Source organism: Luteibacter sp. NPDC104163 (assembly GCF_055584245.1).
On record NZ_JBVJMK010000002.1, the window covers coordinates 218,627 to 241,252 of the forward strand.

The 22,626-nt window shown below is 65.4% G+C and carries 20 protein-coding genes and 1 riboswitch; of the genes, 12 read left to right on the forward strand and 8 right to left on the reverse strand.

Going from position 1 to position 22,626, the window contains the following annotated elements; translation table 11 throughout:
• The first annotated feature begins 19 nt into the window (after positions 1–19).
• Positions 20–211, forward strand: a riboswitch (yybP-ykoY riboswitch).
• Between the two features lie 28 nt (positions 212–239).
• The gene (locus tag ACZ6YI_RS04145; protein WP_465777538.1) at positions 240–1,247 is read left to right on the forward strand and encodes a sodium:calcium antiporter; all 1,008 of its coding nucleotides are present in this window, start codon (positions 240–242) and stop codon (positions 1,245–1,247) included.
• A 137-nt stretch (positions 1,248–1,384) separates the two neighbouring features.
• Here the strand turns inward: ACZ6YI_RS04145 and ACZ6YI_RS04150 are convergent, their stop codons facing one another.
• Positions 1,385–2,077, reverse strand: a complete 693-nt coding sequence (locus ACZ6YI_RS04150; RefSeq protein ID WP_465777539.1) for a 2OG-Fe(II) oxygenase family protein — start codon at positions 2,075–2,077, stop codon at positions 1,385–1,387.
• Positions 2,078–2,286: 209 nt separating this feature from the next.
• On the opposite strand from ACZ6YI_RS04150, the gene carA reads away from it, so the two are divergent.
• From carA to greA, 3 genes are read left to right on the forward strand one after another with little or no spacing between them, the layout of a single operon-like run.
• On the forward strand, positions 2,287–3,426 hold the full coding sequence (gene carA, locus ACZ6YI_RS04155; RefSeq protein ID WP_465777540.1) for a glutamine-hydrolyzing carbamoyl-phosphate synthase small subunit: 1,140 nt from the start codon (positions 2,287–2,289) through the stop codon (positions 3,424–3,426).
• Between the two features lie 51 nt (positions 3,427–3,477).
• Positions 3,478–6,705, forward strand: coding sequence for a carbamoyl-phosphate synthase large subunit (carB, locus tag ACZ6YI_RS04160; RefSeq protein WP_465777541.1), 3,228 nt, complete (start codon positions 3,478–3,480; stop codon positions 6,703–6,705).
• A complete protein-coding gene (gene greA / locus ACZ6YI_RS04165) occupies positions 6,702–7,184 on the forward strand; it encodes a transcription elongation factor GreA (protein ID WP_440326577.1) in 483 nt (160 codons plus the stop codon). Before carB ends, greA begins: the two co-directional genes overlap by 4 nt.
• Before the next feature lie 159 nt (positions 7,185–7,343).
• Here greA and ACZ6YI_RS04170 read toward each other — a convergent pair whose 3' ends face one another.
• From ACZ6YI_RS04170 to ACZ6YI_RS04180, 3 genes are all read right to left on the reverse strand, one after another.
• Entirely contained in the window at positions 7,344–8,237 is an 894-nt protein-coding gene (locus tag ACZ6YI_RS04170; protein WP_465777542.1) for an RNA polymerase sigma-70 factor, read from the reverse strand.
• A 217-nt stretch (positions 8,238–8,454) separates the two neighbouring features.
• Positions 8,455–8,880 (reverse strand): cupin domain-containing protein, encoded by a 426-nt coding sequence (locus tag ACZ6YI_RS04175; RefSeq protein WP_465777543.1) that lies wholly within the window; start codon positions 8,878–8,880, stop codon positions 8,455–8,457.
• A 25-nt stretch (positions 8,881–8,905) separates the two neighbouring features.
• Complete coding sequence (locus tag ACZ6YI_RS04180) at positions 8,906–9,388, reverse strand: carboxymuconolactone decarboxylase family protein (protein ID WP_440327435.1); 483 nt, start codon at positions 9,386–9,388, stop codon at positions 8,906–8,908.
• Positions 9,389–9,554: 166 nt separating this feature from the next.
• Between ACZ6YI_RS04180 and ACZ6YI_RS04185 the strand changes: the two genes are divergently transcribed.
• From ACZ6YI_RS04185 to ACZ6YI_RS04210, 6 genes are all read left to right on the forward strand, one after another.
• Positions 9,555–9,824 carry a sigma factor-like helix-turn-helix DNA-binding protein gene (locus ACZ6YI_RS04185; protein WP_465777544.1) on the forward strand — a complete coding sequence of 90 codons (270 nt, stop codon included), beginning with the start codon at positions 9,555–9,557 and terminating at the stop codon, positions 9,822–9,824.
• The gene (locus ACZ6YI_RS04190) at positions 9,821–10,828 is read left to right on the forward strand and encodes a LysR family transcriptional regulator (protein WP_465777545.1); all 1,008 of its coding nucleotides are present in this window, start codon (positions 9,821–9,823) and stop codon (positions 10,826–10,828) included. Before ACZ6YI_RS04185 ends, ACZ6YI_RS04190 begins: the two co-directional genes overlap by 4 nt.
• Positions 10,829–10,906: 78 nt before the next feature.
• Positions 10,907–11,668: an SDR family oxidoreductase gene (locus ACZ6YI_RS04195; protein WP_465777546.1), complete on the forward strand. Its 762-nt coding sequence runs from the start codon at positions 10,907–10,909 to the stop codon at positions 11,666–11,668.
• A gap of 22 nt (positions 11,669–11,690) precedes the next feature.
• Entirely contained in the window at positions 11,691–12,182 is a 492-nt protein-coding gene (locus ACZ6YI_RS04200) for an Ohr family peroxiredoxin (protein WP_465777547.1), read from the forward strand.
• Positions 12,183–12,345: 163 nt separating this feature from the next.
• Entirely contained in the window at positions 12,346–12,657 is a 312-nt protein-coding gene (locus ACZ6YI_RS04205; protein WP_465777548.1) for a hypothetical protein, read from the forward strand.
• Positions 12,658–12,662: 5 nt separating this feature from the next.
• Entirely contained in the window at positions 12,663–14,456 is a 1,794-nt protein-coding gene (locus tag ACZ6YI_RS04210) for a diguanylate cyclase (RefSeq protein WP_465777549.1), read from the forward strand.
• 1,057 nt (positions 14,457–15,513) lie between these two features.
• Here the strand turns inward: ACZ6YI_RS04210 and ykgO are convergent.
• The 4 genes from ykgO to ACZ6YI_RS04230 all read right to left on the reverse strand — a co-directional run bounded on the left by ykgO (position 15,514) and on the right by ACZ6YI_RS04230 (position 18,403).
• Entirely contained in the window at positions 15,514–15,639 is a 126-nt protein-coding gene (gene ykgO / locus ACZ6YI_RS04215) for a type B 50S ribosomal protein L36 (protein WP_029213509.1), read from the reverse strand.
• Positions 15,640–15,728: 89 nt separating this feature from the next.
• On the reverse strand, positions 15,729–16,643 hold the full coding sequence (locus ACZ6YI_RS04220) for a LysR family transcriptional regulator (RefSeq protein ID WP_440327923.1): 915 nt from the start codon (positions 16,641–16,643) through the stop codon (positions 15,729–15,731).
• A gap of 394 nt (positions 16,644–17,037) precedes the next feature.
• Positions 17,038–17,673, reverse strand: coding sequence for a 3-oxoacid CoA-transferase subunit B (locus tag ACZ6YI_RS04225; RefSeq protein WP_465777550.1), 636 nt, complete (start codon positions 17,671–17,673; stop codon positions 17,038–17,040).
• A gap of 10 nt (positions 17,674–17,683) precedes the next feature.
• Positions 17,684–18,403 carry a CoA transferase subunit A gene (locus tag ACZ6YI_RS04230; RefSeq protein ID WP_465777551.1) on the reverse strand — a complete coding sequence of 240 codons (720 nt, stop codon included), beginning with the start codon at positions 18,401–18,403 and terminating at the stop codon, positions 17,684–17,686.
• A gap of 203 nt (positions 18,404–18,606) precedes the next feature.
• Between ACZ6YI_RS04230 and gndA the strand changes: the two genes are divergently transcribed.
• Positions 18,607–20,022 (forward strand): NADP-dependent phosphogluconate dehydrogenase, encoded by a 1,416-nt coding sequence (gndA, locus tag ACZ6YI_RS04235; RefSeq protein ID WP_465777552.1) that lies wholly within the window; start codon positions 18,607–18,609, stop codon positions 20,020–20,022.
• A gap of 185 nt (positions 20,023–20,207) precedes the next feature.
• Positions 20,208–22,559, forward strand: a complete 2,352-nt coding sequence (gspD, locus tag ACZ6YI_RS04240) for a type II secretion system secretin GspD (RefSeq protein WP_465777553.1) — start codon at positions 20,208–20,210, stop codon at positions 22,557–22,559.
• The last annotated feature ends 67 nt before the right edge of the window (positions 22,560–22,626 follow it).

Genomic DNA, 22,626 nt, shown 5'->3' on the forward strand with positions numbered 1-22,626 from the left:
AAACCGTGTTAACATGCGCGCCGAAGTCATTGGGGAGTAGCCATCCTCGTTCCCCCTGAGGAGTTCGCGTCAACAGACTTGGTGGTCCCCGGACCCCATGGCGCGAACGGCAGTAGCGTGTGGAGAGCACGCTGCCGGCCCGGCGAGACCTTTGGCCATCGACATGCTCACCCGTGGCCGGGCGAGCGGTGTCGTTGTGCCATCGGTTAACGCGCGCTCGCCCGGCCTGATCCTTATCCATGCTGCTGACAACCTTCCTGTTCCTGGTCTCCGCCGGGGCCATCTATTTCACCTGCGAATACTTCGTCAACGGCGTCGAGTGGTTTGGGCGCAAGCTCAACCTGGGCGCCACTGCCACGGGCACGGTCCTCGCCGCGTTCGGCACGGCCTTGCCGGAGAGTGCGGTCACCTTTGTCGCCGTGATGTTCGGCAAGACGCCGGAAGCCAGGGACATCGGCGTCGGCGCCGCCCTCGGTGGCCCGCTCGTCCTCGCGACCATCGCATACGCTGTCGTAGGTTTCGCCTTATATCTCGGCCGTAAGCGGCTGAATCGGGCGGATTCCCGCATTCGCGTGGACCATCAGCGCCTCGCCCGCGACCAGTCCTGGTTTCTCGCCATCTTCGTGGTGAAGGTCGGCCTGGGCCTGATCGCCTTCGCATGGAAGCCGTGGCTCGGCGTGCTCTTCCTGCTCGCCTACGGCCTCTACGTCTGGCGCGAAATCGGCGACGACAGTTCGGCGCCCGAGGACGAGGAGCTGGAGCCGCTGTCGTTCCGCCCGCGCGATGCCGATCCCGCGATGAAGTGGGTCCTCCTGCAAACCGGCCTGGCCCTCGTCGTCATCGCCATCGCCTCGCGCGTGTTCGTCTGGCAGCTGGAAGCCTTCGGCGAGTTCTTCAAGCTCTCGCCGCACCTGGTCGCACTGGTGCTGAGCCCGGTCGCGACCGAGCTGCCGGAGACCGTCAATGCGCTGATCTGGGTCCGCCAGGGCAAGGAGCGGTTGGCATTGGCCAACATCTCCGGCGCGATGATGATCCAGGCGACCATCCCGAGCTCGCTGGCGCTATTCGCCACGCCGTGGCTGTTCGATACGCCGCTGATCGTGGCGGGTGTGATCACCATGGTGGCCGTGATCGCGCTGTGGGCGATGTTCCGCCGCGGTGCCGTGGAGGCGCGCTGGCTGATGCCGATCGGGGCGCTGTACGGGGTCTTCGCGCTGTTCGTTGGCTGGTACTTCGGCGCCGCCTGACCCGTGTCGTGGGAGCGCGCTTGCGCGCGATGGGGTCGCGACGGCCTTGCCGCCTGCCGGCGGATCGCGCGCGAGCGCGCTCCCACAAGGGCAGAGGGTCACCGGCGGATCGCGCGCAAGCGCGCTCCCACAGGGGCTTAGTCGCGGTGGGAGGCGTTGCGGTCGCGGTCGGCGCCGACCTTGCGGTCCAGCTTGCCGAAGAGCTTCTTGAAGGCCCGCGAGAACTTGCCACGCTTGGTCTTGCGGGCCTTTTCCTCTTCCGAGGTGAGCCAGGCGACCTGGATCACCCGGCGCTCGCCCTCGTAGGGCAGGTGGCCGTGGAAGGAATTCTCAGCGCGACGGAAGACGGCGAACTCGCCGTAGAGCGGCTTCAGTTCCGGGGCCACCACGTCGTCGATGTTGTCGATCGAGGCCAGGAAACGCAGGCAGCCATCGCTCGTATCTGGCCACATCGGGTTGAGGTAAATCAGCGCGGTGGCGATCTTCGACTTGCTGTCGGTGTGGATCGTGCCGTGGCGGCGGTTGAGGTGCCGGCACAGGGTGACCAGGGTCGGGTAGTCCTCGAGCCCTTCGATCTGCAGGTGGCGGCCAATGGCGGCTGAAAACGACCGCGAGGTCATCTGGCCGACCAGTTCGTTGACCGAGGGGCCGCAATCGGCCGCGTCGTAAGGGAAAAAGCCGGCGCTGGAGTACTGCGGGAAGTCGCGGTCGAGCTCGCCGCGGGCCTCATCGGGCAACTGGCCGTGGGCGATCATGAACGAGAAAGGCTCGTGCCGGGTGTCGGTGTCGGGACGGTCCAGGCGGGCGGGGTCGAGCAGCATGGCGGGCATTTCTCGGTCAGGTACCACTAACAGCCATTGTATCGTGCCAGAGCGGTGATCCGGCGCGTATTCCTACCTACGCGTTCAGTCTAACCCGGTGGACAGAACGCCCTCTCGCGCCTACAATTCTTACCCGCCCAAACGTTCCCATCCCCAAGGCCCACGAGCCGCTATAAAGCTGGCTTGCGGGCTTTGCTGCACCCGAAGGCGGCCATCCCATGCGTACTCCTGCTCTGCTTGCTCTCGAAGACGGCAGCGTTTTTCACGGCCACTCGGTCGGTGCCCGCGGTGAGACTGTCGGTGAGGTGGTGTTCAACACCGCCATGACCGGTTATCAGGAAATCCTGACCGACCCGTCGTACAACCAGCAGATCGTCACCCTGACGTACCCGCACATCGGCAATACCGGTACCAACGACGTCGACGTCGAAGCCAGCCAGGTTCATGCGGCTGGCCTCATCGTGCGCGACGTGCCGCGCCTGGCCAGCAACTGGCGCAGCCAGGAACCGCTGCCGCAGTACCTGCAGCGCCACAACGTCGTCGCCATCGCCGGCATCGATACCCGCCGCCTCACGCGCATCCTGCGTGAGAAGGGTGCGCTGAACGGCTGCATCGTGGCCGGCGACGCGATCGACGCCGATGCTGCGGTGGGCAAGGCGAAGGCCTTCCCCGGCCTCAACGGCATGGATCTCGCCAAGGTCGTCAGCACGAAGACCACCTACCAGTGGAGCGAGGGCGTTTACGACCTCGACAAACAGGCCTTCTACAACGCGCCGAAGAAGTTCCGCGTCGTGGCCTACGACTACGGCGTGAAGCAGAACATCCTGCGCCTGCTCGCCGGCCGTGGCGTCGACATCACGGTGGTTCCGGCCGAGACGCCGGCGGCCGACGTGCTCGCGATGAACCCCGATGGCATCTTCCTCGCCAACGGCCCGGGCGACCCGGCCGCGTGCGACTACGCCATCGAATCCACGAAGACGATCCTCGCCACGAAGATCCCGGTGTTCGGCATCTGCCTCGGCCACCAGATCATGGCGCTGGCCATCGGTGCGAAGACGCTGAAGATGAAGTTCGGCCACCACGGCGCGAACCACCCGGTGAAGGACCACGACACCGGCCGCGTGCTGATCAGCTCGCAGAACCATGGCTTCGCCGTGGATCCGGCGACGCTGCCGGCCAATGTCCGCGTCACCCATACCTCGCTGTTCGACGGCTCCCTGCAGGGCTTCGCCCTCACGGACCGGCCGGCGTTCTGCTTCCAGGGCCACCCGGAAGCGAGCCCCGGCCCGGAAGACGTCGGCTACCTGTTCGATACGTTCATTGCCGCGATGGAAGCGCACAAGGCGAAGCAGGCGTAACACGCCGCGCGCCACACACCTCCATCCAGCCTTCGATTCGCGAGAAAAACCATGCCAAAGCGTTCCGACCTAAAGACCATCCTCATCATCGGCGCCGGCCCGATCGTCATCGGCCAGGCCTGTGAGTTCGATTACTCCGGCGCCCAGGCCTGCAAGGCCCTGAAGGAAGAGGGTTACCGCGTCGTCCTGGTCAACTCGAACCCGGCGACGATCATGACCGACCCGGACACGGCCGATGCCGTGTACATCGAGCCGATCAACTGGCAGACCGTCGAGCGCATCATCGCCAAGGAGCGCCCGGATGCGGTGCTGCCGACGATGGGCGGCCAGACCGGCCTGAACTGCGCGCTCGACCTTGCCGACAACGGCGTGCTCGAGCGCTACGGCGTCGAGCTCATCGGTGCCTCGCGCGAAGCCATCCGCATGGCCGAAGACCGCGACCTGTTCCGCAAGGCCATGGCCGATATCGGCCTGGAATGCCCCAAGGCCGCCGTCGCCCGCTCGATGGAGCAGGCGCTCGAGATCCAGACCACCGTCGGCTTCCCGACCATCATCCGCCCGAGCTTCACGCTCGGCGGTTCGGGTGGCGGCATCGCCTACAACAAGGAAGAGTTCGTCGAGATCGTCGGCCGCGGCCTCGAGCTCTCGCCCACGCACGAAGTGCTGGTCGAAGAATCGGTGCTCGGCTGGAAGGAATTCGAGATGGAAGTGGTCCGCGACAAGGCGGACAACTGCATCATCGTGTGCTCGATCGAAAACTTCGACCCGATGGGCGTGCACACCGGTGACTCGATCACCGTGGCTCCCGCACAGACCCTGACGGACAAGGAATACCAGCGCCTGCGTAACGCCTCCATCGCGGTGCTGCGCAAGATCGGCGTGGATACCGGCGGCTCCAACGTGCAGTTCGGCATCAACGCCGAAGACGGCCGCGTGGTCGTCATCGAAATGAACCCGCGCGTGTCGCGTTCGTCGGCGCTGGCCTCCAAGGCCACCGGCTTCCCGATCGCCAAGGTCGCCGCCAAGCTCGCCGTCGGCTACACGCTCGATGAACTCAAGAACGACATCACCGGTGGCCTCACCCCGGCCTCGTTCGAGCCGTCGATCGATTACGTCGTCACCAAGATCCCGCGCTTCGCGTTCGAGAAGTTCCCGGCCGCCGACGCCCGCCTCACCACCCAGATGAAGTCGGTGGGCGAGGTGATGGCGATGGGCCGCACCTTCCACGAATCGATGCAGAAGGCCCTGCGCGGCCTCGAGATCGGCAAGACCGGCCTCAACCCGACCGGCCTGGACATCGGCAGCGAGGAAGGCTTCCAGACGCTCAAGCGCGAACTGCGCGAGCCGCGCCCGGATCGCGTCTTCCACGTCGCCGATGCATTCCGCGCCGGCCTGTCGCTGCAGGAAGTGCACGATCTCACGCGCATCGATCCGTGGTTCCTCGCCGCGTTCGAAGACATCGTGATGACCGAAGGCGAAGTGCAGCGCCAGGGCCTCACCGCCCTGGATGAGCCGCGCCTGCGCGAACTCAAGCGCATGGGCTTCGCCGATGCCCGCCTGGCCGAGCTGGTCGGCACCGACGAGGGCGCGCTGCGCCACCTGCGTCGCACCCTGGGCGTGCGCCCGGTGTACAAGCGCGTCGACAGTTGCGCCGCCGAGTTCGCCACCACCACCGCGTACATGTACAGCACGTACGAGGAAGAGTGCGAAGCGAACCCGACCGACAAGGACAAGATCATCGTCCTCGGCGGTGGCCCGAACCGCATTGGCCAGGGCATCGAGTTCGACTACTGCTGCGTGCACGCGGCGCTCGCCCTGCGCGAGGATGGTTTCGAAACCATCATGGTCAACTGCAACCCGGAAACCGTCTCGACCGACTACGACACCTCCGACCGCCTGTACTTCGAGCCGCTCACGCTCGAGGACGTGCTCGAGATCGTCGACCTTGAGAAGCCGAAGGGCGTCATCGTGCAGTACGGCGGCCAGACCCCGCTGAAGCTTGCCCGTGCGCTTGAGGCCGCCGGCGTGCCGGTGATCGGTACCAGCGCCGACTCGATCGACCTGGCCGAAGACCGCGAGCGCTTCCAGAAGATGATCCAGAAGCTGGATCTGAAGCAGCCGCCGAACCGCACCGCGCGCAACGCCGACGAAGCGCTGGCCCTGGCCCGCGAGATCGGCTACCCGCTGGTCGTGCGCCCGAGCTACGTGCTCGGTGGCCGCGCCATGGAAATCGTCTATGCCGATGCCGACCTCTCGCGCTACATCCGCGAGGCCGTGCAGGTGTCGAACGAGTCGCCGGTGCTGCTCGATCGCTTCCTCGACCACGCCGTGGAAGTGGACGTCGATATCGTCGCTGACGCCGAGGGCAACGTGCTCATCGGCGGCATCATGGAGCACATCGAGGAAGCCGGCGTGCACTCGGGCGACTCCTCGTGCTCGCTGCCGCCGTACTCGCTCAGCCAAGAGGTGCAGGATGAAATGCGCCGCCAGGTGAAGCTGATGGCGCAGGAGCTCAAGGTCATCGGCCTGATGAACACCCAGTTCGCGATCCAGGGCGATGACGTGTTCATCCTGGAAGTGAACCCGCGCGCCTCGCGTACCGTGCCGTTCGTGTGCAAGGCCACCGGCATGTCGCTGGCCAAGATCGCCGCGCGCGCCATGGCCGGCAGCTCGCTCGTGAAGCAGGGCGCCACGAAGGAAATCATCCCGTCGTACTACTCGGTGAAGGAAGCGATCTTCCCGTTCCTGAAGTTCCAGAACGTGGATCCGATCCTCGGCCCCGAGATGCGTTCCACCGGCGAAGTGATGGGCGTGGGCCGTACGTTCGGCGCCGCATTCGCGCGTGGCCACGAGGCCGCGGGCATCAAGGCGCCGCCGAAGGGCAAGGTGTTCATGTCCGTGCGCGATGCCGACAAGGATCGCCTGCTGCCGATCGCCCAGGAAGTCGCGGCGCGCGGTTACACCGTGGTCGCCACCGCCGGCACGGCGCAGTTCCTGCAGGACAACGGTGTTCCGGCCGAGCGCATCAACAAGGTGCTCGAAGGCCGTCCGCACATCGTCGACCTGATCAAGAACGGCGAGGTGGTCTATATCGTCAACACGACGGAAGGCAAGCAGGCCATTTCCGATTCGTTCTCAATTCGCCGTGAAGCGCTGCAGCAGCGCGTCACGTATTCCACGACTGTCGCAGGCGCGCGTGCCCTGGTGCACTCGCTTGATTTCCACGCGGAACCGGAAGTCAACAGCCTGCAGGATCTGCACAAGGAGCTGAAGGCATGAGCGCTACCCGTCCCCCGATGACCGCGGTCGGTGCCGACCGCCTGCGTGACGAGCTGGAGTACCTGAAGCGCGTCAAGCGTCCGGAGATCGTGGCTGCCGTGGCTGAAGCCCGTGCGCATGGCGACCTGAAGGAGAACGCGGAGTACCACGCCGCCCGTGAGATGCACGGCTTCAACGAAGGCCGCATCAACGAGCTTGAGGCCGCGCTGTCGAACTCCGAGATCATCGATACGGAGCGTCTTACCGTGGCGCCGCGCATCGTGTTTGGCGCGATCGTGGACCTGATCGACCTGGATAGCGAGGCCGAAGTCACCTACCAGATCGTGGGTGACCTGGAAGCGGACATCAAGAAGTTCCTGATCGCGGTGAGCTCACCGATCGCGCGCGCGCTGATCGGCAAGAACGAAGGCGACGAGTTCGACTTCAACGCACCCAACGGCACGAAGACGTACGAGATCAAGGGCGTCCGTTACAAGTAAAACCAAGGCCCCGAAAGGGGCCTTGTTCTTGTGGGGCCTGTCCCTCCTGCTGGACCTTGGTAACCCGCCGCTCTCGTGGGAGCGCGCTTGCGCGCGATGGGGGCACCGCAAGATCCATCGCCCCCGAAGAGGGGATAAACGCGCAATCCCAGCGCGCTCCTACAAAAGCGGTGCGAATCCCGCCTGCTTGGCAACAAACCGCGCCAGCTTCTCCGGGTTGCGCTGCACGTGGATCGCCGTGATCCTGCCGCCTTCGATGGCGAAGGTCTGCACCGATTCGAGCGCACCCTCGAAGTAACGCATGACGGCGAGCTCGCCATTGACGCTGGCGATCTCCACGCGCATGCCGCGGTCGTTGCGGATGCTCGGGGCATAGAGCAGCTGCGCGATGCGCACGCCACCTTCCATCGGCTTGGGGAAGCTGCTGACGTAGCCGCCGCCGTCGCCCATCAGCACGGCATCCGGCGCAAGGATCTCGCGCATGGAGCGGAAGTCACCCGAGGCCATCGCACCGGCGAAACGGCGGACCAGGGTGGCGTGCAGGTCACGGTTCACTTCGTAGCGTGGGCGCTCGTCACGCAACTGTTCTTTCGCGCGATGCACCAACTGCCGGCAGGCGGCCTCGCTCTTGCCCAGCACCTGCGCGATCTCCGGGTAATCCTCGTCGAACACCTCGCGCAGCAGGAACGCGGCGCGCGCTTCCGGCGCCAGCCGTTCCAGCAGGGCCAGGAAGGCCACGGAGACGTCGCTGGCCAGTTCCTGCAGGTCCTCCGGCGTGGCGCTGTCGTCGGTCAGCACCGGCTCCGGGAGCCAGATACCCACGTAGTGCTCGCGCCGCGTGCGCGCGGCACGCAGCTGGTCGATCGCCCGGCGGGTAGTCGCCGCGACCAGCCAGGCCTCGGCGTTGTCGATCCCGTCGGCATCCGTCCCATGCCAGCGCAGCCACACGTCCTGCACGACATCCTCGGCTTCGGGAACCGAACCCAGCATGCGGTAGGCAATGCCATGCAGGCGAGGCCGCAGGGCGGTGAAAGTGGCGGTAGCGGCGGTCATGTCATACCAGACGGATCAGGTACGCCTTTTGTGACACGGCCCGTCGGAAGCGTCCAGCAAGTTCCTGCGCTTTTTGACCGAATTGGCGGGGCGGGCGTGGCCGTCTTCAGCCAGGGTGGCCATGAGGCGACTGTGGGAGTGAGCTTGCGAACGATGGGTCCGCGGACGAGCATCGTTCGCAAGCTCACTCCCACAAGATGTCGCTCAACGGTGGGGCTTACTTGCCCTTGTCACCCGGCAGCACGACGGGCTTGTTCTTGTCCTTCACGATGAAGACCAGGAACTTCGCCGGCTCGGTCTGGCTGGCGTTGCGGCCGATGGTGTGCGTGTCGTTCGGGCCTTCGTAGAACGTATCGCCCGCCTTCAGGTGCTGCTCCGGCTGGCCTTTCACGCCCTCGATGATGTTGCCCTCGAGCACGTAGACGATCGCGTTCGCGTCGTGGTGGTGCACGTGCTCGACGACGCCCGGCGGGTAGTCGACGGTGATGACGACGATTTCCTTGCCCGGGACATCCGGCATGTCCTTCTGGGTCACCGGGGTGACCTTCGGCTCGACGGCCGTGGCGGCGTGTTCCTCGTGGGCGCAGGCCGTGGCCGAGGCGGCGAGCAGGCCGAACGCCGCAAGCGCAAAGAGCGTTTTCATGGGTGTGTCCTCCAGGTGCGGGTGATCAGCCGACGGCGACCTTGTCGAGGCCATAAGCCTTGTCGAGGGAACCGGGCACGGTGTGGAAGGCGATGTTCACGCGGTTCCAGGCGTTGATCGTCATGATCGCGAAGGTCAGGTCGGACAGTTCCTTTTCGGAGAACTGCTCGCGCACCGTCTTGTAAAGCTCATCCGTGATGCCTTCCGGATTCAGGTCGGTCAGCGCCTCGGTGTAGGCCAGCGCGGCGCGCTCGCGCGGGCTGAACTGGTCCGATTCCCGCCAGATAGCGATGTGGTGGAGGCGCAGCTGGCGTTCGCCACCGGCAATAGCTTCCTTGACATGCATATCGACGCAGAAGCCGCAGCCGTTCATCTGCGACGCGCGCAGGTCGAGCATGTGCTTCAGGCCCGGTTCGATGCTGCTTTCCTTGCGCTGCGCGATCGAAAGCTCGACGAGCTTCTTGGTGAATTCCGGCGACTGCAGCTGGTAATCGAGACGCTTGCTCATGGATCGCTCCTCATGGGGTAGGGAAGGTGGGCCCGGCATGGGCGGGACGCTCACCAAGCTAGGCCCAGTGCCTTGCATTCGGTAGCCACGGCGGCGTCCGCACGATGTTGCGCGTAACGCACCAATGGCCATGTCACAGCGGCGGGAGCTACCGCGTCTGTATGGCATGGACACCCCAGAAGCCACGCAGCAGCGCCATGCCGGAACGGCCCGTGTCGAGGGTTGCGACCGCGTATGGATCGAATTCCAGGCCGCGCTTCAGCAGCTTCCCCTGCTGCCGCGGGTGGCCTTCCTGCTTAGCGACGTGCTGGGCAAGCCGATCGGCGAGGTATCCGCGCTGCTCGGTCGCGATGCCGACACCTGCCGCCAGCTTATCGACGATGCCCGAACACGCCTGCGTGCCTTGCGCGCCGGCGCCCACGGAGACCACCCATGAATGTCACGCCGTTTCCGCAAAGCGCCCGCGTGGGCGCCGATGCACTCACCTCGAGCTTTTCCGCCAGTTATGCCGGCGTGATCGCTTTCATCGCCGTGGTGAACGAGGGAAGTTTCGCCCGCGCCGCCGATCGCCTCGGCATCGGCCGCAGCGCGGTCAGCCGCAGCGTGCAGAAGCTCGAGCAACAGGTGGGTGCGCGCCTGTTCTCGCGGACCACGCGGAGCACCTCGCTTACCCCGGAAGGCTCGCTGTTCTTTGAGAATTGCCAGCCCGGCGTCGAGCGCATCGCCCAGGCACTGGAAGACATGCGCGAGCTGCGCGAAGGCCCGCCGCGCGGGCGCCTGCGGATCAGTGCGGCGGTCGGTTTCGGACGTCGCGTGGTGGCGCCCTTGCTGCATGGGTTCCGCGCGGCCTATCCGGACGTGGCGGTGGAGCTGCTGCTCGACGACCGGCCGGCCGATTTCATCACCGACCAGGTGGATGTCGCGTTCCGCAACGGGCGGATGGAAGACAGCCAGGTGATCGCCCGGCAGATCGTGCCGATGCGCATGTTCCTCTGCGCCTCGCCCGGGTACTTGGCGCGCAACCCGGCACCCATGTCGCTCGACGACATCGCGGCCCACGAGTGCCTTGGCTACCGGCTCGCGAGCGGCCGCACGTTCGACTGGGAGTTCCGCGTAGACGGCCGTGACCGCAAGGTGCGCCCGGCCTCCATGCTGTCGTTCAACGATGCCGACCTCGTGCTGCAGGCGGCGCTGGATGGCGAAGGGCTGGCCCAGCTGGCCGGCTACCAGGTCTGCGACCACCTGAAGACCGGGCGGCTGGTCGCCTGCCTGCCGCAGCACGCGCCCGAGGATCGTGGGCACTACGTGTGCTACCTCAGCCGCCAGCAGATGCCGTCGCGGATCCGCGTGTTCGTGGACTACATGATCGCGGGCATCCGCGCGCTGGATTTCGATTGCGGCGATGACAACCGGATTGGTGCCTCCGTGGCAACACGGTGACGTCACGCCCGGGGCTACCCGTCACCGGGGCCCGGGCCTAGCCTTTCCTTTCAGAGAACCCGGCATGAGGAGTCAGCCATGAAAATCCTGGTCATCGGTGGTACCGGCCTGATCGGCAGCAAGGTGGTGGCGCGCCTGCGCGCGAAGGGCCATGACGTCGTGCCGGCGTCACCGTCGAGTGGCGTGAACACGCTGACCGGTGAAGGCCTCGACGCGGCCATGGCAGGCGTCCACACCGTGGTCGACCTGGCCAATTCGCCGTCGTTCGCCGCGGATGCCGTCATGCACTTCTTCACCACGGCCGGCGGCAACATCGCTGCGGCGGAGAAGAAGGCCGGCATCCAGCACCACGTGGCGCTGTCCATCGTGGGCACCGACCGCAAGCCCGGTAACGCCTATTTCGCAGCGAAGAACGCGCAGGAGAAGCTCATCCGGGAATCCGGCGTGCCTTACACGATCGTCCGAGCGACGCAGTTCCTCGAATTCACCGGCGGCATTGCCGACGAGCGCGGGCAGGGCCCGGAGATCTCGGTCTCCACGGGTGGCATCCAGCCCATCGCCGCGGAAGACGTGGCCGATGCCGTCGCCGAGGCGGTGCTGGAGCCGCCGCGCAACGGCTATATCGAGATCGCGGGCCCCGAGGCGTACGCGATGGATGAGCTGGTGCGGCGTTTCCTTCGTGCGAAGGGCGACCCGCGCGTCGTGACCGGCGATCCGTCGGCGCCGTATTTCGGTGGTGTCATCGGCAAGGATTCGCTGCTGCCGGGCCCGGGCGCGCATCTCGGCAAGGTGAGCCTGGATGCCTGGCTCGCCGGGCCGACCCCGGGTGCGCATGCCTGACGCCACAGGAGGCGCCCACGCCATGGAACCCAAGGTGCCGCATGTCTCCTTCCTGGATCGTTACCACGGTGACGTCTTCCAGCCGCTGTACACGGCCGACGTCACCGTTACCGGTGGCGCGGCCGCCCACGCCCGCGCATCGGGCGTGGCGCGCTCGTCGGATGGCGAACTGGACGTCTCGTTGCGCCTCCCGCCGGCCCTGGGCGGCCCGGGCGGCGGTACCAATCCCGAGCAATTGTTCGCCGCCGGCTTTGCGGCCTGCTTCCACGGGGCGCTGAAGCTGCTGGCGGATCGCTCGTCCATCGCCATCCCGGATGCGGCCGTGAAGGCGAAGGTCACCTTCGGCCGTGATCCCGTGGATGGCCAGTTCACCCTGGTGGCCGAGGTGCGGATCGCGCTGCCGGGGGTCGACCGGCCGCTGGCCGAGGAGCTGGTCCGCCACACCGAGCGCCTGTGCCCCTACGCCAAGATGGCGAAGCAGGGGATCGACTGCACCGTGGCCCTCGAGCCCTGACCGCGCGGCGCCCGTGACGGTCGTCTCGACCCTTTAGTCCCGGCCACGTGGCCTACTACTGCGCCGTGCCCGGTGGCGGTATGATCGCGCCATGATTCGTCCTCGAGGGGAGGCGAGCCACGCGGGCCGAAGGCAAGGCCTTTGAGCCCAAGGGACAGGTGCGATGGGAAACGTCACGGACTATCTCGCCCGCGTCGGGCAGGACGCGGCGCTGCGGCATGGCTCACCGGCCGACCGCGAGGCGCTGCTGACCGAACTGGGGATCGACGACGATGCGACGCGCGAGGCGCTGGCCTACGGCGACGCCGACGGCTTGCGTCGCCTCCTTGGCGGCGCGCAGTTCATCGCCACCCAGATGCCGGATGGTCCGGAGCGCGAGAAGGAAGCGCCGGACGACGAAGGCGATGAGGATGACGACAACGACGAGCCGTTGAAGAAGAAGGGGCCCGGCAGCCCGCCGGCGAAGGAGCGCTGACCGCCGTGCGTCGCTGCATTCGCCAGGTTATCTTCGCGCTGGCCATGCCCTTCCTGGGCGTGGCGGCCGTGCATGCGGCACCCGATGCCGCGACATCGGCAAAGGCCAGCCGCACGCTGGACCAGGCGGACCAGATCAAGCACGCCGATTTCGATGGCTTCACCCGCCTGCTCGGGCAGGTCGAGCCAGTACGCGCCGAACTGGATGATGCGACCGCGGCCAAGCTGGCCTTCCTCGAAGGCTGGCGCGCGACCTGGGTGGGCGACTACGACAAGGCGCGCGGCCTGCTCGATCGCGTGGCCGATACCGCCACCGATTCCGTGCTGCGCGTCCGCGCCATGGCGACCCTGATCAACCTGCTCGGCATCGCGCATCGCTATGAGGATGCGTTCCGCCGGCTCAACCAGATGCAGGAACTGCTGCCGTCGGTGCGCGATGTCCGCGCGCGTTTCGCCGCATTGGGTGAGGCCTCGCAGCTGCTCAGTTCGGCCGGCCAGTTCGATGCCGCCGAAGCGTACGCCCGGCAGATGGTGGACGAACCGCCGCCGGGCGAGAGCGAGTGCAAGGGCGTACAGCACCTGATGCGGGCGCGCCGCGAAGCAGGCCGCCTCACGGCGATCGAGCCCTTGTACCAGGGGGCGATCGAAGCGTGCGAAGGCAGTGGCGATACCGTGTTCGCCGACGCCATGCGCTCCGATATCGGCATGTTCTACCTGCGCAACGGACAGCCGCGCGCGGCGATCGACCTGTTGCTCCCGCACCGCGATGACCTTCGCGACACGAACTACGCGACCCTGCTGGCTGAATTCGACGCGACGCTCGCCAGCGCTTACCTCGCCATGGATGACCTGGCCAATGCGCGGAAGCACGCGCTTTCCGCCGTGGCTGGCGCGGTGCGCGATGAATACACCGACCCGCGCCGCGTGGGCTACAAGGTGCTGTTCGAAGTGGAGCAGCGCGTGGGCAATGCGCAGTCCGCGCTGGCGTACCACGAGCAGTACATGGCGGCCGACAAGGGCTACCTGGACGACATCAGCGCGCGCAGCCTCGCGTTCCAGCTGGTCGACCAGCAGGTGGTCGCGCGTAAGGCGGAAGTCGAGACGCTGAACAAGAAGAACGAGATCCTGCGCCTGTCGAATGCGCTGGATCGCAAGGAAGTGGAAACCGGGCGTCTGTACATCTTCGTACTGGGCCTGAGCCTGGTGGGCATCGTCGCGCTGGTGTTGCGCCTGCGCCGCTCGCAGCTGCGCTTCATGCGCATGGCGCGCCGTGATGGCCTCACTGGCATCTGCAATCGCGAGCATTTCGTGGAGCAGTCGGAGCGCGTGCTGGCGTACGGTGCACGTTCGGATCGCGGTGCCTGCCTGATCCTGTTCGACCTGGATCACTTCAAAAACGTGAATGACACGTGGGGTCATTCGGTGGGTGATGAGGTGTTGAAGCGGGCGGTGGATGTGTGCCGGCGCGCGCTGCATGCGTGCGATGTGTTTGGCCGCCTGGGTGGCGAGGAATTCGCGGTGCTGTTGCCGGATTGCAGCCCGGCGCAGGCGCGTGCACGTGCGGAGCAGCTGCGCCTTTCCATTTCGGCGACGTCGGCGACGCCGTCGCGTCCGGAGCTGGTGGTGACGGCGAGCTTCGGCGTGGCCTCGACGCTGCAGTGCGGGTTCGAGCTGCATCGCCTGCTGGTGGTGGCGGATGGCGCGCTGTACCGGGCGAAGCGCTCGGGCCGCAACTGCGTCTTCATGGGCGATAGCGGGGACATCCCGGATTCGCCGTACCCGGTCGCGGCTTCGAGCTGACGATCGGGCTCGCCTTCGGCTTCGCGGGGCGGGCTCGGCTTACGCCATCGCTTCTAGCGCTCTGACGTCTCGGGAAAGAGCCCTTGGCGCCCACCCTCGCTGCTCAGACAGGTCCTCGTCGTTCGAAAAGGAGTGCCCCTCCGGGGCAAATGTACTTATTGCCCTACGGGCGCGAACCGGCAGCCGGGCGGGGGCTTTTCGACGAGACGTCCCTGTCTCGTCGAAAAGGGCCGGCCATCCATGGCCGACCCCCTGCGGGCCATTTCCCGCCCGACTGCCTCGCCTGCGGAACTCGCCTCGAGGGTGGGCGCCAAGTGCTCTCGGACGCGGTGGGGTTGGGTGGTGGGAGAGCCGACGCCGCTTCGATGATTGGTCACCGCTTCATCGCGCTGTAGGTGATCGCGCGCAAGCGCGCTCCCACAGGCGAATGGCGGCCGGACGGCAATGCTGTTGTGGGAGCACGCTTGCGCGCGATACCCCACGCCCTGCGCAGATCTCCTGTAGGAGCGCGCTTGCGCGCGACATCTTTCGCGAAAGCGCTACAGGACCATGTCGATCGAGGCGAAAGCTGACGGCCACAGGGTGGCCTCCTGCAGGTCGCCGGCGCGGCGAGGCTTTCCCATCAACCCGCCTCAGTGCGTCCGAGAGCCCTTGGTGCCCACCCTCGAGGCGAGTTCCGCAGGCGAGGCAGTCGGGCGGGAAACAGCCCCGCAGGGGGGACGCACATGGATGTGCGTTCCTTTTCTACGAGACAGGGACGTCTCGTAGAAAAGCCCCGCCCGGCTGCCGGTTCGCGCCCGTAGGGCAATAAGTACATTTGCCCCGGAGGGGCACACCTTTTCGAACGACGAGGACCTGTCTGAGCAGCGAGGGTGGGCGCCAAGGGCTCTTTCCGGAGACGTCAGAGCGCTAGAAGCGATGGCGTAAGCCGAGCCCGCCCCGCGAAGCCGAAGGCGAAGGCGAGCCTGCTCGTGGAATTGAGCACGAGCCCAGTCCAAACAGCGCGCACAAAAAAGGCCGCTTGCGCGGCCTTTTAAGTAGAACCCATCGCGGCTGATTAGCGCTGACGGGCCTTGAAACGCGGGTTCGACTTGCAGATCACGAACACCTTGCCGCGACGGCGAACGACTTTGCAGTCACGGTGACGCGACTTCGCGGACTTCAAAGAAGAAAGCACCTTCACGGCCAGCTCCTGATACAAATGAGATACGGGAAAAACGGGATTGTAACCATCCCGCCGGGCCAACGCAAGCCCCGGAATCAATTCGCGTTTCAGCCAAGCCCCAGCTTGGTCCGGGCCTCGCGCACCGTGCGCAGGAAGCTTTCCAGCACGGGGGACGTATTGTCCACGCGGCAGGCCACCGCGAGCAACCAGAACGCCTCCGGGTCGTCGATGTTCGCGAAAGCCACCTTGTCGAGGTGCACGGCGCGCAACGAAGCCGGGACCAGCGCCACGCCGATGCCCGCCGCCACCAGGGGCAAGAGGGAAGGGATCTGCTGGGCTTCCTGGCGGATATTGGGGCGGAATTTCGCCTTCCCGGCGAGCAGGGTCAGGCGGTCGATCAGCGTGGCGGCGGCGGTGCGGGGTGGTGCCACGAAGCGCTCGTGGGCGAGGTCCGCCATGCTCACCGTCTCCTGCTTCGCGAGGCGGTGGCCGGCGGGCAGGGCGAGGATCAGCGGCTCTTCGTCGATGACTTCCATGGTCAGCTGGCGGGCATTGGCGATGCCCTCGGGCGGCGAGCGGAGCAGGCCTACGTCGATCTGGCCGCTGAGCAGGGCGTCGTACTGGGCGCCGGTGGGCATCTCCACGAGGTGCAGGCTGACGCCCGGTGCCGCATGTGAGAACCGGAGCAGGGTTTCGGGAAGCGCCCTGTGGAAAGATACCGAGGTTGCATAGGCCAGCCGGAGCTGGCCGGTGAACCCGGCCGCGGCCTCGGTCACGACGGTCCGCGCCGTTTCCGCCCGCGCCAGGATCGCCTTGGCCTCGACCAGAAAGATCCGTCCCGGTTCGGTCAGTGCCACCCGGCGGCGGTTGCGGTCGAGCAGGCGCACCCCGAGATCGGCCTCAAGTGCCTGGATCTGCTGGGAAAGCGGCGGCTGGGAGATATGCAGTCGCTGCGCTGCCTGGGTGAAGCTCAGGGTTTCCGCCACTTCCACGAAGTAGCGCAGTTGGCGCAAATCGAACATAGTGGTTTTTCGTATAAGTGATCGCTGAAAGATATATTGGCGAACATTTCCTAGGAAATCTATGATTCGTCTCGGCCTACCACCAACCCCTCCCCCTGGGTCGGTAGTGCCCCTCGCTCCGTAACGGTGCTAACAACCGGCGTTTTGGCCTACCTCCCCCCCCGAGGCCCACGCTGAGGCACCCTCTGCGGAGCGACTTTCTTCTGAAGGCCCCGGTCGTGAGACCGGGGCCTTTTTCTTTAGGGTCGTCGGTCGGGGCTATCGCGCGCAAGCGCGCTCCCACGGGTCCAGCGATTCCATTGGGTGTTGTGGGACTGCCATCGCGCGCGAGCGCGCTCCCACAACAGCTGATCGCCTGATGATCCTATGGGAGCGCGCTTGCGCGCGATGCTTCTCAGACCTTCGAGGTGAAATCGCAGCCCGTGGCAGCGCGCAGCGACTCGACATCCACCTCAGGCGCCAGCTCGATCAGTTCGAGGCCACCCGGTGTCACGTCGAACACGCCCAGCTCGGTGATGATGCGATCGACCACGCCCTTGCCGGTGAGGGGCAGGGTGCATTCCTTCAGGATCTTGTGGCCGCCATCCTTCGCGGTGTGTTCCATGACCACCACGACGCGCTTCACGCCGGCGACCAGGTCCATCGCACCGCCCATGCCCTTCACCATCTTGCCGGGCACCATCCAGTTGGCGATGTCGCCTTCGCAGGTGACCTGCATGGCGCCGAGGATCGAGATATCGATATGGCCGCCGCGGATCATCGCGAACGAATCCGCGCTGGAGAAGAACGCCGCGCCCTGGCGGGCGGTCACGGTCTGCTTGCCGGCATTGATCAGGTCGGCATCGACCTCGTCGTCGGTCGGGAAGGGCCCGATGCCGAGCAGGCCGTTTTCCGACTGGAGCCATACATCCACGCCATCCGGCAGGTGGTTGGCCACCAGCGTCGGCAGGCCGATGCCGAGGTTCACGTAATCGCCATCGGAGAGTTCCCTGGCGGCGCGCTGCGCCATCTGTTCACGGGTCCAGGCCATGGTCTTCTCCTCAGGCGCGCGTGGTGCGCTGTTCAATGCGCTTGGACGGCGCGGGGTTGTGCACGATGCGGTCGACATAGATGCCCGGGGTGTGGATCTGGTCCGGGTCGAGTTCGCCCACCTCGACCATGATCTCCACTTCGGCCACGCAAACCTTGCCGGCGGTGGCGACCATGGGGTTGAAGTTGCGCGCGGTCTTGCGGAAGACGAGGTTGCCCGAGGGGTCGGCCTTCCACGCCTTCACCAGCGCCACGTCCGCGACGATCGAACGCTCCATGACGTACATCTGCCCGTCGAATTCACGGGTCTCCTTCCCCTCGGCCACCTGGGTGCCGTAACCGGTGCGGGTGAAGAAGGCGGGGATGCCGGCGCCGCCGGCGCGCAGCTTCTCGGCGAGCGTACCCTGCGGGGTGAACTCCACCTCGAGTTCGCCGGCCAGGAACTGCCGTTCGAACTCCTTGTTCTCGCCGACGTACGAGGAAACCATCTTGCGGATCTGCCGGGTCGCCAGGAGCATGCCCAGGCCCACGCCGTCGATGCCGGCGTTGTTCGAGACTGCGGTGAGCCCCTTCACGCCTGAATCGCGCAAGGCCTCGATCAGCAACTCGGGGATACCGCAGAGGCCGAAGCCACCGACGGCGACGATCTGGTTATCGGCTACGAGCCCGGCCAGTGCCTCGCGGGCAGTGGCCACACGCTTGTCGCGCTTGTGCGACGTCACCTGGTTCATGCGTACCTGTTCCTTCATGGCGGGCCAGCCGCCGGTTCGCCCGCCATCATAGCCGACGGCCGTCACGTTCCGTGGCGGTTTTCCCGGGCATGCTTGATACGAGTGATGCTGCAATGCGGCGAATGTCGTGCGAATTTCGCCAATCGCGATGGCATCGCGCCACCTATCCTCGTCCCTTTCCGTGGGCTTCGCCGGAGTATCCCGTGAGCAAGCAGAAGATTGGCGTTATTGGCATGGCCGTGATGGGCCGCAACCTGGCCTGGAATATCGAAAGCCGCGGCCACGCGGTATCCATATTCAACCGCACCAAATCCCGCACCGATGAGGTCATGGAGGAGAGCAAGGGTAAGAAGCTCATCCCGACGTATTCATTGCAGGAGTTCGTCGATTCGCTCGAGAAGCCGCGGCGCATCCTGCTCATGGTGCAGGCGGGCAAGGGCACCGATGCCGTGATCGAGGAACTGCGCCCATTGCTCGACAAGGGCGATATCGTGATCGACGGTGGCAATACCTATTTTAAGGACACCGTGCGCCGCGGCGAAGAACTCGCCAAGGATGGTCTCCATTTCATCGGCACGGGTGTGTCCGGTGGTGAGGAGGGTGCATTGAAAGGCCCTTCGATCATGCCCGGCGGCCCGCGCGATGCGTATGACCTTGTGGCACCGATTCTCACGGAAATAGCGGCCAAGGCGCCGGATGGCGAGCCATGCGTCACGTACATTGGCCCGGATGGCGCGGGCCATTACGTGAAGATGGTGCACAACGGCATCGAATACGGCGATATGCAGCTGATCGCCGAGAGCTACGCGGTACTGAAGCATGTGCTCGGCCTCTCCAATGAGGAACTGGCCGATGTCTACGACGAATGGAACAAGGGCGAGCTCGACAGTTTCCTGATCGAGATCACGGCGAAGATCTTCCGCCGCAAGGACGAGAAGAGCGGCAAGATGCTCGTGGACATGATCCTTGACCGCGCCGCGCAGAAGGGCACCGGCAAATGGACCAGCCAGAGCGCGCTGGATCTCGGTGTCCCGCTGACCCTGATCACGGAGTCCGTCTTCGCCCGCGTGCTTTCCTCGATGAAGGAGGAGCGCGTGGCGGCGAGCAAGGTGTTGAAGGGGCCCGGGCAGCCGAAGTTCAGTGGCGACCGCAAGGCCTTCATCGAGTCGGTGCGCAAGGCGCTCTACATGAGCAAGCTGATCTCGTATGCCCAGGGCTTTGCCCAGTTGCGCGCCGCATCAGAAGAGAACCACTGGGATCTCCATTACGGCGAGATCGCCAAGATCTTCCGCGCCGGCTGCATTATCCGGGCCCGCTTCCTGCAGAAGATCACCGATGCCTACAAGCACGATGGCCAGCTGAAGAACCTGCTGCTCGACCCGTATTTCAGCGATATCGTCCAGGGTTACCAGGGCGCCCTGCGCGAGGTCGTGGGCGAAGCTGTGCGGGTCGGCGTACCGGTGCCCGGCTTCTCCGCCGCCATCGCTTATTACGATAGCTACCGCGCCGATGTGCTGCCCGCCAATCTCATCCAGGCCCAGCGCGATTTCTTCGGTGCCCACACGTTCGAGCGAATCGACGAAAAGGGCAGTTTCCACGCGGAGTGGGCCGGCGGTTAATCCACGGCGCGTGGCTTGTTAATGGCCGCTCCGGGCAAGGCCTGGCGCGGCCATTACGTGCGCGCGTCGCGTTGTTGCAAACGCACGCTAGCGCTGGAAGGGAACCTCCCTATAGAGTTGGGCCTCTAAGGGGTGGCCACCCGAGGGGAATGGCCGCCGAGTCCAACGAGGGAGTACGTTGTTCCATGTTCAAAAAGCCCGTGATCAGCGTTACGGCGCTGGCGGTAGCGCTTGCCGGATGCCAGTCGCTCCCACAACCCAAAGACGATGGCGCACTGCAGCGAGAAGCGCTGGCCGGTACCGAGAAGCCGGCGCCTCGCCCCGTCATCGCTCCGCCGGTCGGCCCACAGAGCGCGGTGATCGCTCCCGCCCAGATCACGACCGGCACGGGCGAATTCGTTAAGCCGGTCGGCTTGGCCGAACCGAAGCCAGTGGCCGAAGGGCAGGGCACGGTCACATTCAATTTTGAGAACCAGCCCGTCGAGTCGGTGGTGAAAGCCATCCTGGGTGACCTGCTGCACGAGAACTATTCGATCGTTCCGGGCGTCCAGGGCAATGTATCCTTCTCGACCGCGCAGCCCGTTACCGCCGAACAAGCACTGCCGATTCTCGAAACGCTCCTGTCGTGGACGGGCAATGCGCTCGTCCGGACCAATGGCCGCTATGTGGTCATGCCATCGAAGGATGCCGTGCCGGGTAACGTGGTCCCGAGCATCGGCGCCGCGGCGCCTCCCGGCGGCCTCCAGGCGCGCCTGTTTCCGCTGCACTTCATCTCGGCGACCGAGATGCAGAAGCTGATAAAGCCGTTTGCCCGCGCCGATGCGACCCTGCTGGCCGACCCGACCCGCAACGTGCTGGTCATGGCGGGCACTTCCAGCGAACTCGATAACTACGCGCGCACCGTAAAAACCTTCGATGTGGACTGGCTCCGGGGCATGTCCGTGGGTGTGTTCAGCCTGCAGCGCGCGGAAGTGAAAGACCTGACGCCCAAGCTCGATTCGATCTTCGGCGACAAGGGCAACACGCCGATGGCCGGCATGCTCCGCTTCATCCCGATCGAGCGGACCAACTCGCTGGTAGTGATCAGCCCGAACGCCACGTACCTCGAGGAAGTGAAGAGCTGGATCGACCGCATCGACCGCGGTGGCGGCAATGAGCCGCAGCTGTTCGTATACGACGTCCGCAACGTCCAGGCGTCCGACCTGGCCGATTACCTCTCCGATATCTATGGTGGCGGTTCGGGCGGCGGTTCCTCCGATCGTGGCGGCCGCGTCGGCCCCGGCCTTTCCTCCGGCACGCTCGGCGGCGGCGATAGCGACCTCGGCAACCGCGGCGGTTCGGGCATGGGCAGCACCACCGGTGCGTTCGGCAACAGCTCGTCCTCGTCCAACTCCGGCTATCTCAATACCTCGAACAATTCGGGGCTGAACGGCTCCAGCACCGGTGGCTTCGGCAGCAACAGCAGCGGCTCGGCCTTCGGTAGCGCCGGGTCGTCCGGCAGCGGCTTCGGTGATGACGATTCGTCCGGCCGTCGCCAGCACAGCGGTGGCATCACCACCGACGATGGCGTGCGCATCACGTCTGTGGACAACAATAATCAGCTCATGGTCCGCTGCCGTCCCTCGCAATGGACGGAAATTGAGCAAGCGATCAAGCGTCTGGACGCGGTACCGCTGCAGGTGCAGATCGAGACCCGTATCCTGGAAGTCAGCCTCACGGGCGACTTCAAGTTTGGCGTGCAGTGGTATCTGGAGGGACTGGTCGGCGGCACCAACGGTTCCGTCGGACAACCCGGCAACAAACAGCAGTGGGCCATCGGCAACATTGGCAATGTCTACACGCCGGCTAACGATGCGTTCTTCTATTCGTTCGTCAATAACAATCTATCGGTAGCGCTTCACGCCCTCGAGCAGAATGGCAACACGAAAACGTTGTCCGCACCGTCGCTGGTCGTGCTGAACAACCAGAAAGCGCACATCCAGGTGGGCGACCAGATCCCCATCCAGCAGACCTACATCAATACCAACGCCAACACCGATAACACCATCGGCCAGGTGGAATACAAGGACACTGGTGTGATCCTCAACGTGCGCCCGCGCGTGAATCCGGGTGGTCTCGTCTACATGAACATCAATCAGGTAGTCAGTTCGCCGGGTACGAAGGACCCGACAACCAACAACTTCCCGATCCAGCAGCGCGAAGTTGCCACCCAGGTGGCAGTGCAAAGTGGTCAGACCGTTCTTCTGGGCGGCCTGATTCGGCAGATCGACAATACGACGGATACAGGGATCCCGGGCCTCAATCGGATTCCGATTTTCGGGCGCCTGTTTGGAAGCACGGACCGTAGCAAGAACCGCACGGAGCTCATCGTTCTCATCACGCCGAAGGTGATCACCAACGGCGACGAAGCCAAACAGGTAACGGACGAGTACCAGCAGAAGTTCGAGTCGCTCCGTCCTTTCAAGCCCGTCGTCGCTCCGGGTACGGCGCGACTGGGCAACAGCAATGAGCCGACGGTGACCGTGCCGCTGAAGTGACCCTCACCTGGGTTTGCAACAAAAACGGGGCCGGCATTTTTTGCCGGCCCTTCTTTTTGGGGCGCTG

What these genes read in the sequence shown, in the direction of transcription:
- ACZ6YI_RS04170 (WP_465777542.1), bottom strand. Translation starts at nt 8,237, where the DNA reads ATGACCGCCGCTACCGCCACTTTCACCGCCCTGCGGCCTCGCCTGCAT.
- gspD (WP_465777553.1), top strand. Translation starts at nt 20,208, where the DNA reads ATGTTCAAAAAGCCCGTGATCAGCGTTACGGCGCTGGCGGTAGCGCTT.
- ACZ6YI_RS04205 (WP_465777548.1), top strand. Translation starts at nt 12,346, where the DNA reads ATGGGAAACGTCACGGACTATCTCGCCCGCGTCGGGCAGGACGCGGCG.
- ACZ6YI_RS04180 (WP_440327435.1), bottom strand. Translation starts at nt 9,388, where the DNA reads ATGAGCAAGCGTCTCGATTACCAGCTGCAGTCGCCGGAATTCACCAAG.
- ACZ6YI_RS04225 (WP_465777550.1), bottom strand. Translation starts at nt 17,673, where the DNA reads ATGGCCTGGACCCGTGAACAGATGGCGCAGCGCGCCGCCAGGGAACTC.
- ACZ6YI_RS04195 (WP_465777546.1), top strand. Translation starts at nt 10,907, where the DNA reads ATGAAAATCCTGGTCATCGGTGGTACCGGCCTGATCGGCAGCAAGGTG.
- carB (WP_465777541.1), top strand. Translation starts at nt 3,478, where the DNA reads ATGCCAAAGCGTTCCGACCTAAAGACCATCCTCATCATCGGCGCCGGC.
- greA (WP_440326577.1), top strand. Translation starts at nt 6,702, where the DNA reads ATGAGCGCTACCCGTCCCCCGATGACCGCGGTCGGTGCCGACCGCCTG.
- carA (WP_465777540.1), top strand. Translation starts at nt 2,287, where the DNA reads ATGCGTACTCCTGCTCTGCTTGCTCTCGAAGACGGCAGCGTTTTTCAC.
- ACZ6YI_RS04220 (WP_440327923.1), bottom strand. Translation starts at nt 16,643, where the DNA reads ATGTTCGATTTGCGCCAACTGCGCTACTTCGTGGAAGTGGCGGAAACC.
- ACZ6YI_RS04230 (WP_465777551.1), bottom strand. Translation starts at nt 18,403, where the DNA reads ATGAACCAGGTGACGTCGCACAAGCGCGACAAGCGTGTGGCCACTGCC.
- ACZ6YI_RS04190 (WP_465777545.1), top strand. Translation starts at nt 9,821, where the DNA reads ATGAATGTCACGCCGTTTCCGCAAAGCGCCCGCGTGGGCGCCGATGCA.
- ACZ6YI_RS04145 (WP_465777538.1), top strand. Translation starts at nt 240, where the DNA reads ATGCTGCTGACAACCTTCCTGTTCCTGGTCTCCGCCGGGGCCATCTAT.
- ACZ6YI_RS04150 (WP_465777539.1), bottom strand. Translation starts at nt 2,077, where the DNA reads ATGCCCGCCATGCTGCTCGACCCCGCCCGCCTGGACCGTCCCGACACC.
- ACZ6YI_RS04175 (WP_465777543.1), bottom strand. Translation starts at nt 8,880, where the DNA reads ATGAAAACGCTCTTTGCGCTTGCGGCGTTCGGCCTGCTCGCCGCCTCG.
- ACZ6YI_RS04185 (WP_465777544.1), top strand. Translation starts at nt 9,555, where the DNA reads ATGGACACCCCAGAAGCCACGCAGCAGCGCCATGCCGGAACGGCCCGT.
- ACZ6YI_RS04200 (WP_465777547.1), top strand. Translation starts at nt 11,691, where the DNA reads ATGGAACCCAAGGTGCCGCATGTCTCCTTCCTGGATCGTTACCACGGT.